We start from the raw sequence: 16,069 nt of genomic DNA, 5'->3' as shown, positions 1-16,069 counted from the left end.
TTGCGCAGGTGGCTTACACTTAATCCACCAGCTTATCCCGAGGGTTGATTCATGACCGAGTTGGCGCGTTTGAAGTTTTATGCCACTCAGCCCCACTCTTGCAGTTATCTGCCCGAGGAGCAGGCCACGACGCTGTTTCTCGACCCGAGTCAGCCCATGGATGTGCATGTCTACGCAGACCTGTCGGAAATGGGCTTTCGCCGCAGCGGCGATCATCTGTACCGGCCGCATTGCCAGAATTGCAATGCGTGCGTGCCTGCGCGCATTCCCTCCGCACAATTCATCACCAATCGCCAGCAAAAGCGCATCTACAAACGCAACGCGGATTTGCAGGTGCAGCCGGTCAAACCGCACTTCAGCGAAGAATATTTCGACCTGTACCAGCGCTACATAGAACAGCGCCATGCCGACGGCGACATGTACCCGCCAAGCCGCGATCAGTTCTCGACGTTCCTGGTGCGTGACCTGCCCTTCTCGCGCTTCTACGAGTTTCGACTCGACGGACGGTTGCTCGCGGTGGCGGTGACCGATCTGCTGCCCAACGGTTTGTCAGCGGTGTACACCTTCTACGAACCGAACGAAGAACGCCGCAGCCTCGGCCGTTACGCAATCCTCTGGCAAATCGCCGAGAGCCAGCGTCTGGGCCTTGAGGCCGTGTACTTGGGTTACTGGATCAAGAACTGCAAAAAGATGAACTACAAGACGCAATATCGGCCCATCGAATTGCTGATCAATCAGCGCTGGGTCATCCTGAACTGAACCTGCGGCCTAAACCCCTTGGCGTAAACACCATTTTTCGGGCACAATGCACGCCGCTTTTGCCTGGCGCAGTTGCACCGGGCCATTCATTGGATACCGAGGGCTTTACTGCATGTCGAAAGAAGACAGCTTCGAAATGGAAGGCACTGTCGTCGACACCCTGCCCAACACCATGTTTCGTGTGGAGTTGGAAAATGGGCACGTCGTAACCGCGCATATTTCCGGCAAGATGCGCAAGAACTACATTCGTATTCTTACCGGTGACAAAGTGCGCGTCGAGCTGACGCCCTATGACTTGAGCAAAGGGCGGATCACTTACCGCGCTCGTTAATCAAGTCAATACAGAACGCCCGGGTTATGCCGGGCGTTTTTGTTTGTCTGGGGTTTGGATTTTTGTGCGTTTTGCGGGCATATCCGTTGCTGCGGGTGCTGCGGCTGGCGGTTTCGCTCTTACAGCGACTCACTTTTTCAAACGCCGGAGTGCCGGCCCAGCGAAAAGGTAACCCAAAGGCTTTGCCCCGGCGTACGGGCCGCTCGCTGGGGCTCGGGGTACCTTCGTTACGGGATCGATCCGGGCGCAGCGTCTCCGGTTTGCTTCGCTGCACCTACACTCGCTGTGTACGACTGCGTCGTACGGTCGCTGCGCTCCCACGCCCGGATCGATCCCGTAACGAAGCCTGCCGAAGGGGCAAAAGATCAAGAGCCAGAGCAAAAGCAGAAGCCAGATCAAAAGATCGCAGCCTTCGGCAGCTCCTACAGTTGGATCGTGGGTCTCTGATGGAAATTGGTTGACCAGCAGGGCGCCATCGCGAGCAGGCTCACTCCTACAATTGGATCGAGTACAACCTCAAGAAACAGGTCGGCTGTCAGGCCGCCTTCGCGAGCAGGCTCGCTCCCACAAAAGGCAAAGCAGCGCAGCTGCCCGCGGCGAAGCCGCACCACTCAACAATGAGCGTTAGCTCGAGTGCTTTTGATCTTGATCCACCGGCGACGTCGGAAGGCTGAGCGGAGGGATTGATCCGGGGGTGGGAGCGCAGCGACCGTCTGGCGCAGCCAGACACAGCGGAAGGAGGTGCAGCGAAGCAAACCGTAGCCGCTGCGCCCGGATCGATCCCGGAGCGAAGGAACCCGAGCCTGCGAGGGCCGAACGCAGGAGCTAGCGTTTTTTGCTTACTTTTTTGGCGCTTGTAAAAAGTAAGTCGCCGTCAGGCGAAACCGTCAGTGGCCGCTACCGAAGCAACGGATATTCACCCAAACCCACCAAACAACGAGCAACAAAAAGGCGCCCGAAGGCGCCTTTCCAATCCACATCAAGCCGTCAGGCCATTTCTGCAGTGGTCTCGAAGTCGAACGTCAACTCCCCATCCTTGATGTCGATGTGCACCACACCGCCATGCTCGGCCAGCTCGCCAAACAGAATCTCCTCCGCCAGCGGACGCTTGATCTTGTCCTGGATCAGACGCGCCATCGGACGTGCGCCCATCGCCGAGTCATAACCACCCGCCGCCAGCCAGCTGCGTGCCGCATCAGTAACCTCAAGCAACACACGCTTGTCTTCCAGCTGCGCCTGAAGCTCGGTGAGGAACTTGTCCACCACACTTTTGATGACCTCATGGCTGAGGCGACCAAACTGGATAATGGTGTCCAGACGGTTACGGAATTCCGGCGTGAAGCTCTTCTTGATCACTTCCATCGCATCGGACGAGTGGTCCTGATGGGTGAAACCGATCGAAGCCCGCGCTGCCGTCTCGGCACCGGCGTTGGTGGTCATGATCACGATCACATTGCGGAAGTCCGCCTTGCGCCCGTTGTTGTCGGTCAGCGTGCCGTGGTCCATGACCTGCAACAGCAGGTTGAAGACTTCCGGATGCGCCTTCTCGATTTCATCGAGCAGCAATACGCAATGTGGCTGCTTGGTGATCGCTTCGGTCAGCAGACCGCCCTGATCGAAACCGACATAGCCTGGAGGCGCACCGATCAGACGCGATACGGTGTGACGCTCCATGTACTCGGACATGTCGAAGCGCACCAGCTCGATCCCCAGCGCCTTGGCCAACTGTCGCGCGGCCTCGGTTTTACCAACACCGGTAGGCCCGGCGAACAGGAACGAACCGACCGGCTTGTCCGGCGATTTGAGCCCGGCACGCGACAGCTTGATCGCAGTGGACAGCGAATCGATCGCCGCGTCCTGACCAAACACCGTCAGCTTCAGGTCACGCTCCAGGTTACGCAGCAGCTCTTTGTCGGAACTGGTGACATGCTTCGGCGGAATCCGCGCGATTTTCGCGACGATATCCTCGACCTGCGGCACTTCAATACGCTTGACGCGCATCTCCACCGGTTGCAGACGCTGGTAGGCGCCCGCCTCGTCGATCACGTCGATGGCCTTGTCCGGCATGTGCCGGTCATTGATGTAGCGCGACGCCAATTCGGCAGCGGCACGCAACGACTCATCGCTGTATTCGATATTGTGATGCTGTTCGAAACGCCCTTTCAGACCACGCAGGATACCGATGGTGTCTTCCACCGACGGCTCGACGACATCGACCTTCTGGAAGCGACGCGCCAAGGCACGGTCCTTCTCGAAGATGCCGCGAAATTCCTGGAACGTGGTCGAACCGATGCAGCGAATGTCGCCAGACGACAGCAGCGGCTTGAGCAGATTGGATGCATCCATCACGCCACCGGACGCAGCACCCGCACCGATGATGGTGTGGATCTCGTCGATGAACAGGATCGCCTGCGGACGTTTCTTCAGTTCATTGAGCAGCGCCTTGAAGCGCTTCTCGAAATCACCGCGATACTTGGTACCCGCAAGCAGAGCGCCGAGGTCGAGCGAATAAACAACCGCATTGGCCAGCAGATCCGGCACCTGATTGTCGACGATGCGCTTGGCCAGGCCTTCGGCAATCGCGGTCTTACCCACGCCTGCCTCGCCCACCAGCAGCGGATTGTTCTTGCGCCGGCGCGCAAGAATCTGCGCGACACGCTCGACTTCCGACTCACGACCAACCAACGGATCAATGCGACCCTGGCGCGCGAGTTCGTTGAGGTTGCTGGCATAAGCATCCAGAGGATTGCCTGAAGAAGAAGACTCACCGCCCTCGTCGTCCTGCATATCTTGTTCACCTTCAGAGTGATCGCCGTGCCCCGGTACTTTCGAAATGCCGTGGGCGATGTAGTTGACGACATCGATGCGCGCCACGCTCTGCTGTTTCAGCAGGAACACGGCCTGACTCTCTTGCTCACTGAAGATGGCGACCAGCACGTTGGCGCCGGTCACTTCGCGCTTGCCCGAGCTCTGTACGTGAAAAACAGCACGCTGCAGGACACGCTGGAAGCCCAGGGTTGGCTGGGTTTCGCGATCCTCGTCATGGACGGGGATCAATGGCGTGGTGGAGTCGATGAACTCCTGCAGATCATGCTTGAGTTTGTCGAGGTTTGCGCCGCAGGCACGCAAAACGGTGGCGGCAGCCTCATTATCCAATAGGGCCAGCAGGAGATGTTCGACGGTCATGAACTCATGACGCTTCGAACGAGCCTCCTTGAAGGCAAGATTGAGGGTGACTTCGAGCTCGCGGTTTAACATAGCTTCACCTCATACCCAAGTGGTCGGCGATTAACCGTCCTTCTCGATTTCACAGAGTAGCGGATGCTGGCTTTCCCTGGCGTACTGGTTGACCTGCATGGCCTTTGTCTCGGCGATGTCGCGGGTAAACACTCCACATACTGCCCGTCCTTCTGTATGGACGGCCAGCATGACCTTGGTCGCCAGCTCGCGATTCAGGTTAAAAAACACCTCGAGCACTTCGACGACGAAATCCATCGGTGTGTAGTCATCATTGAACAAAACCACCTTGTACATCGGCGGCGCCTGTAACGCGGGCTTTGCTTCCTGAACAGCAACGCCTGCCGAATCGTCGTCGTGCTCCTGTGGAAGATCCTTTTGGAGAAGCGGGCGATCCTGATTGAATGTTAGTCGAATCTGGCTGATTGCATGCATGGAAAAAAAGGTTCGTCAGTTGTGCGAATACAGTGGTGGGGGCGGTTGCACACGTTTTCAACTACGACTGCCCGGTCACCTTGACTATCGGGAAAACGGTGTTACAACCAATAGAGCCCACAGTGGGTAAAAAAGATCCGCGGAGTCAATTCTTTTATCGAATTCGATTGCGGATGTCGTGGATGATACTCCAGCGATGGAGTCTGTTGCAGAGGGATTTGAGCATGGCTGTCGGCAAGGTGAAATGGTTCAACAATGCCAAGGGATTCGGCTTTATCAATACCGACGCCCGGGAAGGTCGCGATGAGGATGGCAAGGACATTGATTTCTTTGCCCACTACTCGGCCATTGAAATGGATGGGTACAAGACCCTGAAAGCGGGTCAGGCGGTGAACTTCGAGATCGTTCAAGGCCCTAAAGGCTTGCATGCCGTGAAGATAACTTCGGTCGAAGTCGCTTCGGCGCCAAGCTCGATTGCCACGGAAAAACAAACGGCAACCAGTTGAAGCTTCAAAACATTCGGTCATAAAAAACCGCCTGACTCAACCCATCGAGTCAGGCGGTTTTTGCGTGCCTGCAACTTTTACATATGCGAAATCAGCGCTTCTCCGAACCCGGAGGACGAAACCAGCTTCGCGCCATCCATCAAACGCTCGAAATCATAAGTAACAGTCTTCGCGCCGATCGCACCGTTGGTGCCCTTGATGATCAGGTCCGCCGCTTCAGTCCAGCCCATATGACGCAACATCATCTCGGCCGAGAGAATCAGCGAGCCCGGGTTGACCTGGTCCTTGCCGGCATATTTCGGTGCGGTACCGTGGGTCGCCTCGAACATCGCTACGGTGTCGGACAGGTTGGCACCCGGCGCGATACCGATACCGCCCACTTCCGCCGCCAGGGCGTCAGACAGGTAGTCACCGTTGAGGTTAAGCGTAGCGATGACATCGTATTCGGCCGGGCGCAGCAGGATCTGCTGGAGCATGGCGTCGGCGATGGCGTCCTTGACCACAACGTTCTTGCCGGTTTTCGGGTTCTTGAACTGCATCCACGGACCGCCATCGAGCAGCGTCGCACCGAATTCTTCGGCCGCCACTTCGTAGGCCCATTCCTTGAAGGCACCTTCGGTGAACTTCATGATGTTGCCTTTGTGCACGATGGTCAGCGAGTCGCGGTCATTGTCGACCACGTATTGCAGAGCCTTGCGCGCCAGGCGCTTGGTGCCTTCGCGGGAGACCGGCTTGACGCCGATGCCGCAGTTTTCGTCGAAACGGATCTTGGTGACGCCCATTTCTTCTTTAAGGAATTTGATGACCTTGGTGGCTTCCGGCGAACCGGCCTTCCATTCGATACCGGCGTAAATGTCTTCGGAGTTCTCGCGGAAGATGGTCATGTCGACATCGCCGGGCTTTTTCACCGGGCTTGGCACGCCTTCGAACCAGCGCACCGGACGCAGGCAGACGTACAGGTCGAGCTGCTGACGCAGGGCCACGTTCAGCGAGCGGATGCCGCCACCGACCGGAGTGGTCAGCGGGCCTTTGATCGAAACCACGTAATCCTTGACCGCGTCGAGGGTTTCCTGCGGCAGCCAGGTGTCCTGGTCATAAACCTGAGTGGCCTTTTCGCCGGCGTAGACTTCCATCCAGGAAATCTTGCGCTTGCCGCCGTAGGCCTTTTCAACAGCAGCATCGACAACCTTGATCATCACCGGACTGATGTCGACACCAATACCGTCACCTTCGATGAAGGGGATGATCGGGTTATCAGGAACATTGAGAGAATGGTCTGCATTGACGGTGATTTTGTCGCCGACGGCTGGAACCTGAATCTTCTTGTAACCCATGCTGAACTCCATTGTTTGGATTGAACACCTGGCTTGCTTCGAGCGTAACCCAGTTGAATCAACACGCAAACCCTATGTTCCTGCGCCGCGCACATCTCGTTTCCTACAAGCCTGAAAGCAAAGGGAAAAGCGCCAAACTCCAGCATTCGTAACGAGTCTTTGCCCGGTCGCGCCCTGCGACCTTTAGACCAATGGACGAGAATCGTTGCATATGAACCATCGGCAGATTGCCAGCTACCTATGTATAATGCCGCCCGCTGACCACAGGGTCACGACGGCTGGCCTCTCTAGCACGAGACTTTCCGCCTGATTGGTCGGGTTGTTACCGCAGCCTGACTGCTTGACGCTCTACTGATGCACCCAACATCACCGCGAAGAATCTCGACATTCGGTTCATGGATGACTTTGAACGAACGCGCTTACCCGGCGCCCCTCGAGTTTCTGCGCACGCTTTAGCAAAGAAGAGAGAGTTAATCCGAATATGCCCACCCGCTCGAAGATCATCTATACCTTCACCGACGAAGCTCCTGCCCTCGCCACCTATTCCCTGCTGCCGATCATCGAGGCTTACACCGCCTCGGCCGATATCGCCGTGGAAACCCGCGATATCTCTCTTGCAGCGCGCATCCTGGCAAGCTTCCCCGAGCAACTGGGCGACAAAGCCGTAGCCGACCACCTCGCCGAACTGGGCGACCTGGCCGTTACGCCTGAAGCCAACATCATCAAGCTGCCGAACATCAGTGCTTCGGTGCCACAGCTGCAAGCCGCGATCAAAGAGCTGCAGGCGCAGGGCTACAACCTGCCGGACTACCCGGAAACCGTGACCAGCGACGCCGACAAAGACGCCAAGGCGCGTTACGACAAGGTCAAGGGCAGCGCCGTGAACCCGGTTCTGCGTGAAGGCAACTCCGACCGCCGCGCTCCGCTGTCGGTGAAGAACTACGCGCGCAAGCACCCGCACAAAATGGGCGCCTGGGCCAAAGACTCCAAGTCCCACGTCGCTCACATGAGCACCGGCGATTTCTACGGCAGCGAAAAAGCTGTCCTGATCGACGCCGCTGACGCCGTGAAGATCGAACTGATCGCCAAGGACGGTGCCGCTACCGTTCTGAAAGAAAAGACCACCGTTCAGGCTGGCGAGATCCTCGACTGCGCCGTGATGAGCAAAAACGCCCTGCGTGCGTTCATCGCTGCCGAGATCGAAAACGCCAAGGCCCAGGGCGTACTGCTCTCGGTTCACCTGAAAGCGACCATGATGAAGGTCTCGGACCCGATCATGTTCGGCCAGATCGTTGCCGAGTTCTATAAAGACGCACTGACCAAGCACGCTGACGTGCTGAACCAGATCGGCTTCAACCTGAACAACGGCATCGGCGATCTGTACGCGCGCATCAAGGCCCTGCCGGCCGAGCAGCAAGCGCAGATCGAAGCCGATATCGCAGCGGTCTACGCCGTTCGTCCTTCGCTGGCGATGGTCAACTCCGACAAAGGCATCACCAACCTGCACGTGCCGAGCGACGTCATCGTTGACGCCTCGATGCCAGCGATGATCCGTGACTCCGGCAAGATGTGGGGCACCGACGGTCAGCTGCACGACACCAAGGCTGTGATCCCGGATCGTTGCTACGCGACCATCTACCAGGCTGTGATCGAAGATTGCAAAGCCAATGGTGCTTTCGACCCGACCACCATGGGCAGCGTGCCGAACGTCGGTTTGATGGCGAAGAAAGCCGAAGAGTACGGTTCCCACGACAAGACCTTCCAGATCAAGGCTGACGGCGTTGTTCGCGTCACCGACAGCAAGGGCAAGCTGCTGATGGAACAGGCTGTCGAAGCCGGCGACATCTTCCGCATGTGCCAGACCAAAGACGCGCCGATCCAGGACTGGGTCAAACTGGCCGTCAACCGTGCTCGCGCGAGCAGCACGCCGGCGATCTTCTGGCTCGACCCGATGCGCGCTCACGATGGCGTGGTGATCGAGAAGGTTCAGGCCTACCTGAAGGACCACGACACCAGCGGTCTGGACATCCAGATCATGGCGCCGGTCGACGCGATGAAGTACACCCTGCAGCGCACCCGCGAAGGCAAGGACACCATTTCGGTGACCGGCAACGTACTGCGCGACTATCTGACCGACCTGTTCCCGATCATGGAACTGGGCACCAGCGCCAAGATGCTGTCGATCGTGCCGCTGATGAACGGCGGTGGTCTGTTCGAAACCGGCGCCGGCGGTTCGGCTCCGAAGCACGTGCAGCAACTGGTTGAAGAAAACTTCCTGCGCTGGGATTCGCTGGGTGAGTTCCTTGCCCTCGCCGCTTCCCTTGAGCACCTGGGCGTGAACTACAACAACCCGAAAGCACTGGTGCTGTCGAAAACCCTGGACCAGGCCACCGGCCAGTTCCTCGACAACAACAAGTCGCCATCGCGCAAGGTCGGCAACATCGACAACCGCGGCAGCCACTTCTATCTGGCGATGTACTGGGCTCAGGCCCTGGCTGCCCAGACCGAAGACGCTGCACTGCAAGCGCAGTTCGCGACTCTGGCCAAAACCCTGACCGAGAACGAGGCAACCATCGTTGCCGAGCTCAACGCCGTTCAGGGCAAGCCAGTCGACATCGGCGGTTACTACCACGCCGACGCCGAGCTGATCAGCAAGGCCATGCGTCCAAGCGCAACCTTCAACGCGGCGATTGCTGCGCTGGTTTAAGGTTGTAATGCGGTGAACAGACCCCGGCCTTGTGCCGGGGTTTGTGTTTCCGGGTTTTGTGATCATCACAAAACTTTGTGGGAGCTGGCTTGCCAGCGATGGCGGTTTATCATCCAGCATGGATGGTGACTGAACCACCGCTATCGCTGGCAAGCCAGCTCCCACAGGGATTGGGGTTTAACCAATAGATTGAGGAAGGTTTTATGGAATGGCTCCCCCACATCACCGTCGCCACCATCGTCGAGGACAACGGTCGCTTCCTGATGGTCGAAGAGCACAAAGGTGGGCGTAATGTGCTCAACCAGCCCGCCGGCCATCTCGATCCGGATGAAACCCTGATCGATGCGGCCATTCGCGAAACCCTCGAAGAAACCGGCTGGGACGTCGAACCGACAGGCGTGATCGGCATTTATCTGTACACCGCACCGAGCAACGGCGTGACTTACCAGCGCATATGCTTCAGCGCCAAAGCCGTGCAGCATCACCCGGATTACCAGCTTGACGACGGCATCGTCGGCGCCAAGTGGCTGACCCGCGACGAATTAATCGCCCAGCGCGATAACTGGCGCAGTGAACTGATCATCCGTTGCATCGACGATTATCTGGCCGGTCATCACTTCAGCCTCGAACTGATCCGCCCTTCTCTTTAGCCTTGCGGCCGCGAGCCTGATAGAATCGCGCCCTTTTCCAAGACACTCATTGAATCCCTATGCGTGATCCAGCCCCTTCTGACACATCCAAGAAGCGCGTCATTGTCGGCATGTCCGGCGGCGTGGACTCTTCCGTTTCCGCCCTTCTCCTGATCGAGCAGGGTTACGAAGTGGAAGGCCTGTTCATGAAGAACTGGGAAGAAGACGACGGAACGGAATACTGCACCGCGATGGACGACCTGGCGGATGCTCAGGCTGTCTGCGACAAGATCGGCATCAAGCTGCACACCGCCAACTTCGCCGCCGAGTACTGGGACAACGTGTTCGAGCACTTCCTCGCCGAATACAAGGCCGGGCGCACGCCGAACCCGGACATCCTGTGCAACCGCGAGATCAAGTTCAAAGCGTTCCTCGACTACGCGATGATGCTCGGCGCCGACCTGATCGCCACCGGCCACTACGTGCGCCGCCGTGATATCGATGATCGCACCGAACTGCTCAAAGGCCTCGATCCGAACAAGGATCAGAGCTATTTCCTGCACGCCGTCGGCGGCGAACAGATCGCCAAGACCCTGTTCCCGGTCGGCGAACTGGAAAAGCCGCAAGTGCGCGAGATTGCCGAGAAGTACGAACTGGCCACCGCCAAGAAGAAGGATTCCACCGGGATCTGCTTCATCGGCGAGCGCCGTTTCAGCGATTTCCTCAAGCAATACCTGCCGGCACAACCGGGCGAGATCAAGACCACCGAAGGCGAAGTCATCGGCCGTCACCACGGCTTGATGTACCACACCATCGGCCAGCGCCAGGGCCTCGGCATCGGCGGCTTGAAGGATGCCGGTGACGAGCCGTGGTACGTGCTGCGCAAGGATCTGCAGAGCAACGAGCTGATCGTCGGCCAAGGCAACAACCATCCGTGGCTGTTCTCCAGCGCCCTGCTCGCTTCGGAAATCTACTGGGTCAATCCGATAGATCTGAGCCAGCCGCTGCGCCTGACGGCGAAAGTGCGCTATCGCCAGAGCGATCAGGCCTGCACCCTGGAAAAAACCGCCAGCGGCTATCGCGCCGTGTTCGACGAACCGCAACGTGCGGTGACGCCGGGCCAGTCGGTGGTTTTCTATGACGGTGAAATCTGCCTCGGCGGCGGCGTGATCGAAGTGGCCGAGCCGTGGAGCGGCCAGGCATGAGCCCGACTCAGGAGCAACTGACGGCGCTGGGCGGCGTGTTTCTCGCCGCCGTGCTGGTCGATCGCATCGCCAAGACTGGCCAGACCAACGAAGCCGGCCTGAGTTGCATGCTCGGCAGCCTGCTGGTCCGCGACCCGAAAGATACGCTGGACGTGTACGGCGGCGACGACATCAATCTGCGCGAGGGTTATCGCGCGCTGATTGGCGCCCTTGAGCGCGATCCGAGCACCTTGCAGCGCGAGCCGTTGCGCTACGCCCTGTCGATGCTCGGTCTGGAGCGGCAACTGGCCAAGCGTGACGACATGCTTGAGACGATTGCCAAACGCCTGCCGCAGATCCAGTCGCAGGTGGAGCATTTTGGCCCGGCCCACGAAAACGTCGTGGCCGCTTGCGGTGCGTTGTACCAGGACACTTTGAGCACTCTGCGCCAGCGCATTCAGGTGCACGGCGACATGCGCAACCTGCAACAGCCGAGCAATGCCTCGAAGATCCGCGCCCTGCTCCTCGCCGGTATCCGCTCGGCGCGCCTGTGGCGTCAGCTCGGTGGTCATCGCTGGCAGTTGGTGATCAGCCGCCGCAAGTTGCTTAAAGAGCTTTATCCGTTGATGCGCAGCGAGTAAACGCCGCGTCACGAAGGCTTTGTAGTCTGTAACGCGTAATACGCCGGTCAGTTGGCGACGGACCGGCGGATTTTTTCATGTATGATACGCGCCCCATTTCGTTGCCCGACTGTCCGAGAACACCCCATGCAGCTCTCTTCGCTCACTGCGGTTTCCCCTGTTGACGGCCGCTACGCCGGCAAAACCCAGGCCCTGCGCCCGATTTTCAGCGAGTACGGCCTGATCCGTGCCCGCGTTCTGGTTGAAGTGCGCTGGCTCCAGCGCCTGGCCGCCCACGCTGGCATCCCTGAAGTGCCAGCCTTCTCCGCCGAGGCCAACGCCGTTCTCAATGAACTGGCTGAAAACTTCTCGCTGGAGCACGCCGAGCGCGTCAAAGAGATCGAGCGCACCACCAACCACGACGTCAAAGCGATCGAATACCTGCTCAAAGAGCAGGCGGCCAAGCTGCCGGAGCTGGCCAAGGTCAGCGAATTCATCCACTTTGCCTGCACCAGCGAAGACATCAACAACCTGTCCCACGCCCTGATGCTGCGCGAAGGTCGTGACGACGTGATGCTGCCGCTGATGCGCCAGACCGCCAACGCCATCCGCGAACTGGCCATCCGTTTCGCCGACGTGCCGATGCTGTCGCGCACCCACGGCCAGCCGGCTTCGCCGACTACTCTGGGTAAAGAACTGGCCAACGTGGTTTACCGTCTCGAGCGTCAGATCGCTCAAGTCGCTGCCGTGCCGCTGCTGGGCAAGATCAACGGCGCTGTCGGCAACTACAACGCGCACCTGTCGGCCTATCCGCAGATCGACTGGGAAGCCAACGCCCGCGCCTTCATCGAAGACGAACTGGGCCTGGGCTTCAACCCGTACACCACGCAGATCGAACCGCACGACTACATCGCCGAGCTGTTCGACGCTATCGCACGCTTCAACACCATCCTGATCGACTTCGACCGCGACATCTGGGGCTATATCTCCTTGGGTTATTTCAAGCAGCGCACCATCGCTGGTGAAATCGGTTCGTCGACCATGCCGCACAAGGTCAACCCGATCGACTTCGAAAACTCCGAAGGCAACCTGGGTATCGCCAACGCATTGTTCCAGCACCTGGCGAGCAAGCTGCCGATCTCCCGCTGGCAGCGCGACCTGACCGACTCCACCGTCCTGCGCAACCTCGGTGTCGGCTTCGCCCACAGCGTGATCGCTTACGAAGCCAGCCTCAAAGGCATCAGCAAACTCGAGCTCAACGAGCAGAAGATTGCCGCTGACCTCGATGCTTGCTGGGAAGTATTGGCTGAGCCGATCCAGACCGTGATGCGTCGCTACAACATCGAAAACCCGTACGAAAAGCTGAAAGAACTGACCCGCGGCAAGGGCATCAGCCCTGAAGCGTTGCAGACTTTCATCGATGGCCTGGACATGCCAGCCGAAGCCAAAGCCGAGCTCAAGCAACTGACGCCGGCCAACTACATCGGCAACGCTGTGGCACAAGCCAAACGCATCTGATCGACCGTTTGCTCCGTTTGAGACGCCCGGCCGCGCCGGGCGTTTTTATTCCCGTCTGAAAAGTGCTTTTTTCAATAGGTTACATATGAATTCCGATATTCCTCTTCAACTTCTGGGCAGCCTCACAGCACGCGAATTCCTTCGTGACTACTGGCAGAAAAAACCGCTGCTGATTCGTCAGGCGATTCCTGACTTCGAAAGCCCGATCGACGCCGACGAACTGGCCGGCCTGGCCCTGGAAGAAGAAGTCGAATCGCGCCTGGTGATCGAACATGGCGAGCGTCCATGGGAACTGCGTCGCGGCCCGTTCGCCGAAGACGAGTTCAGCAAATTGCCAGAAAAAGAGTGGACACTGCTGGTGCAAGCGGTTGATCAGTTCGTGCCGGAAGTCAGTGAACTGCTGGAAAACTTCCGCTTCCTGCCGAGCTGGCGCGTCGATGACGTGATGATCAGCTTTGCCGCACCGGGTGGCAGCGTCGGCCCGCATTTCGACAACTACGATGTGTTCCTGCTGCAGGGCCATGGCAAGCGCAACTGGAAAATCGGCCAGATGTGCGATTCCGAGAGCCCGCTCCTGCAGCACGCTGACCTGCGCATCCTCGCTGAATTCCACGAGACCGAAGAATGGGTGCTGGAGCCAGGCGACATGCTCTACCTGCCGCCGCGCCTGGCCCATTGCGGCGTCGCAGTCGACAACTGCATGACCTACTCGGTCGGCTTCCGTGCGCCGAGCGCTGCTGAAGTGCTGACCCACTTCACCGACTTCCTCAGCCAGTTCCTGACCGACGAAGAGCGCTACACCGATGCCGACGCCAAGCCGGCGGTCGATCCGCACCAGATTCAACACGATGCGCTGGATCGTCTGAAAAGCCTGCTCGCCGAACACATGAGCGATGAGCGCCTGCTGCTGACCTGGTTCGGCCAGTACATGACCGAGCCGCGCTACCCGGAACTGGTGGTCGGCCCGGAAGACGTCGAAGAAGAAGACTTCCTCGCCGCCCTGCAGGACGGCGCTGTGCTGATCCGCAACCCGAGTGCGCGCCTGGCCTGGTCGGAAGTCGACGACGATCTGCTGCTGTTCGCCAGCGGCCAGAGCCGTTACCTGCCGGGCAAGCTGCGCGAACTGTTGAAGCTGATCTGCGCCGCTGACGCGCTGCACGCCGACAACCTCGGCGAATGGCTGAGCGATGAAGACGGCCGCAGCCTGCTCTGCGAACTGGTCAAGCAAGGAAGCCTGGGGTTCGCCGATGAATAAAATTCGCGTTCGTGTCGCAGACTGGCAGAAGGATATCGCCGAGATCCGGCGCATTCGTGAAACGGTGTTCATCGCCGAACAATCGGTGCCACCCGAGCTTGAGTGGGACGCCGATGACGCGACCGCCGTGCATTTTCTGGCGTTCGAAGGCGACTTCCCGATCGGCACGGCGCGACTGCTGCCCGATGGGCATATCGGTCGGGTTTCGGTACTCAAAGACTGGCGCGGAATGAAGGTCGGTGACGCGCTGATGCAAGCGGTCATCGCCGAAGCCGAAGCGCGCGGCTTGAAGCAACAAAAGCTCAGCGCTCAGGTGCAGGCCACGGCGTTCTATGAGCGCCTGGGCTTCAGCCTGGTCAGCGAGGAGTTTCTCGAGGCCGGCATTCCGCATGTCGACATGGTTCGGCATTCGGCCTGATTCCGAGACCTCTAGATCCCTGTGGCGAGGGGATTTATCCCCGCTGGGCTGCGAAGCAGCCCCAAATCCAGAAAACTCGGTGAGTCAGTTAAATCGAGCGCGCTGGGTCGGCGACTGCTGTGCAGCCGAGCGGGGATAAATCCCCTCGCCACAATGGCCGCCAGCACACCACAAAACGCCCCGCCATTTTCGGATGCCGGGGCGTTTTGCTGTCTACGATTCAACTTGCCCCACCCCGGGCCGACAAACTGGCAATATCAAGCCTTTCGAACGCGGAGATAACGGACATGTCCCTACGCACCCTGCTCACCACCCTGCTGCTCGGCTGCAGTTTTTCGGTGCTGGCAGCCACAGAAATCGTCCCCCTCAAATACCACACCAGCGCCGACATGCTGCCGGTGGCGCAGGACTTCATCGGCCAGGACGGTCAGGTCAGCGCTTACGGCAATCAGCTGATCGTCAAAGCCGAGCCGGGCAAGATACAGGAACTGAAAGATCTGCTGGCGCAACTCGATACCGCACCGAAGCGCTTACTGATCACCGTCGACACCAACGAAAACAATGGCCGTGGCGACGAAGGTTATGCGGTCAACGGCGCCCAGCCGAACCAGACCCGGATCATCAGCCGCAGCACCACCAGCCGCAATGGCGGCGTTCAGCAAGTGCAGACCAGTGAAGGCACTCCGGCGCTGATTCAGGTTGGCCAGAGCGTGCCGATCACCAACACCCAGAGCGACTCCTACGGCGGTTACAGCAGCGAGACCCAATACCGCAACGTCACCCAGGGTTTCTACGTCACCGCCAGCGTCACCGGCGAGACCGTTCATCTGGCGATCAGTACCAACCGTGACCGCATGAGCCAGGAACGTCCCGATGTAGTGAACGTGCAAAGTACCGACACAACCGTCACCGGGCGCCTCGGTGAGTGGATCACTCTCGCCGGCGTCAATAGCCAGACTCAGGCCGATAAACAGGGGCTTACCCGCAGCTACTCGACTCAAGGCCGGGATGACATGACCTTGCGGGTGAAAGTCGACACACTGGACTAAAGCACCGAAAACTGACTGATTAGTCGTATTAGACGAAAGATGTAGTGCCTTAAAAAAGCACTACAAAACGTTTGACGAGGCCAAAAA

The 16,069-nt window shown here is 58.9% G+C and carries 14 protein-coding genes; 11 read left to right on the top strand and 3 right to left on the bottom strand.

Translation table 11 applies throughout. The features are described 5' to 3' along the window. Window positions 1-51 precede the first annotated feature (51 nt). Complete coding sequence (locus tag ACZZ0K_RS07480; protein ID WP_041477071.1) at window positions 52-759, top strand: arginyltransferase; 708 nt, start codon at window positions 52-54, stop codon at window positions 757-759. A gap of 112 nt (window positions 760-871) precedes the next feature. Continuing rightward, window positions 872-1,090 carry a translation initiation factor IF-1 gene (infA, locus tag ACZZ0K_RS07475; protein ID WP_002553999.1) on the top strand — a complete coding sequence of 73 codons (219 nt, stop codon included), beginning with the start codon at window positions 872-874 and terminating at the stop codon, window positions 1,088-1,090. Between the two features lie 987 nt (window positions 1,091-2,077). On the opposite strand, the gene clpA is transcribed toward infA, so the two are convergent. Next, window positions 2,078-4,348, bottom strand: coding sequence for an ATP-dependent Clp protease ATP-binding subunit ClpA (clpA, locus tag ACZZ0K_RS07470; RefSeq protein ID WP_016775266.1), 2,271 nt, complete (start codon window positions 4,346-4,348; stop codon window positions 2,078-2,080). 30 nt (window positions 4,349-4,378) lie between these two features. Next, on the bottom strand, window positions 4,379-4,762 hold the full coding sequence (gene clpS / locus ACZZ0K_RS07465) for an ATP-dependent Clp protease adapter ClpS (RefSeq protein ID WP_011334948.1): 384 nt from the start codon (window positions 4,760-4,762) through the stop codon (window positions 4,379-4,381). Between the two features lie 224 nt (window positions 4,763-4,986). Between clpS and ACZZ0K_RS07460 the strand changes: the two genes are divergently transcribed. Next, the gene (locus ACZZ0K_RS07460; RefSeq protein ID WP_095182061.1) at window positions 4,987-5,268 is read left to right on the top strand and encodes a cold shock domain-containing protein; all 282 of its coding nucleotides are present in this window, start codon (window positions 4,987-4,989) and stop codon (window positions 5,266-5,268) included. Between the two features lie 77 nt (window positions 5,269-5,345). Here ACZZ0K_RS07460 and icd read toward each other — a convergent pair whose 3' ends face one another. Next, the gene (gene icd / locus ACZZ0K_RS07455; RefSeq protein ID WP_252884464.1) at window positions 5,346-6,602 is read right to left on the bottom strand and encodes an NADP-dependent isocitrate dehydrogenase; all 1,257 of its coding nucleotides are present in this window, start codon (window positions 6,600-6,602) and stop codon (window positions 5,346-5,348) included. Window positions 6,603-7,083: 481 nt separating this feature from the next. Here icd and ACZZ0K_RS07450 point away from each other — a divergent pair, with 481 nt between their 5' ends. From ACZZ0K_RS07450 to ACZZ0K_RS07415, 8 genes are all read left to right on the top strand, one after another. Next, window positions 7,084-9,309, top strand: a complete 2,226-nt coding sequence (locus tag ACZZ0K_RS07450) for an NADP-dependent isocitrate dehydrogenase (RefSeq protein ID WP_056788894.1) — start codon at window positions 7,084-7,086, stop codon at window positions 9,307-9,309. Between the two features lie 203 nt (window positions 9,310-9,512). After that, on the top strand, window positions 9,513-9,959 hold the full coding sequence (locus tag ACZZ0K_RS07445; RefSeq protein WP_016775271.1) for an NUDIX hydrolase: 447 nt from the start codon (window positions 9,513-9,515) through the stop codon (window positions 9,957-9,959). A gap of 59 nt (window positions 9,960-10,018) precedes the next feature. Then, window positions 10,019-11,143 carry a tRNA 2-thiouridine(34) synthase MnmA gene (gene mnmA / locus ACZZ0K_RS07440; protein ID WP_150634940.1) on the top strand — a complete coding sequence of 375 codons (1,125 nt, stop codon included), beginning with the start codon at window positions 10,019-10,021 and terminating at the stop codon, window positions 11,141-11,143. After that, window positions 11,140-11,763, top strand: a complete 624-nt coding sequence (gene hflD, locus ACZZ0K_RS07435) for a high frequency lysogenization protein HflD (protein WP_039763308.1) — start codon at window positions 11,140-11,142, stop codon at window positions 11,761-11,763. Before mnmA ends, hflD begins: the two co-directional genes overlap by 4 nt. 126 nt (window positions 11,764-11,889) lie before the next feature. Then, the gene (purB, locus tag ACZZ0K_RS07430; protein ID WP_003223822.1) at window positions 11,890-13,260 is read left to right on the top strand and encodes an adenylosuccinate lyase; all 1,371 of its coding nucleotides are present in this window, start codon (window positions 11,890-11,892) and stop codon (window positions 13,258-13,260) included. Window positions 13,261-13,345: 85 nt separating this feature from the next. Next, window positions 13,346-14,515, top strand: coding sequence for a ribosomal protein uL16 3-hydroxylase (locus tag ACZZ0K_RS07425; protein ID WP_258706916.1), 1,170 nt, complete (start codon window positions 13,346-13,348; stop codon window positions 14,513-14,515). Next, entirely contained in the window at window positions 14,508-14,933 is a 426-nt protein-coding gene (locus ACZZ0K_RS07420) for a GNAT family N-acetyltransferase (RefSeq protein ID WP_016775275.1), read from the top strand. Before ACZZ0K_RS07425 ends, ACZZ0K_RS07420 begins: the two co-directional genes overlap by 8 nt. 287 nt (window positions 14,934-15,220) lie before the next feature. Then, window positions 15,221-15,982, top strand: a complete 762-nt coding sequence (locus ACZZ0K_RS07415) for a secretin N-terminal domain-containing protein (protein WP_056788890.1) — start codon at window positions 15,221-15,223, stop codon at window positions 15,980-15,982. Window positions 15,983-16,069: the final 87 nt, after the last annotated feature.

The organism is Pseudomonas sp. AC255 (genome assembly GCF_979258175.1).
The sequence above is the reverse complement of the archived record's forward strand: the minus strand, read 5'-3'. Positions and strand labels throughout refer to the sequence as shown.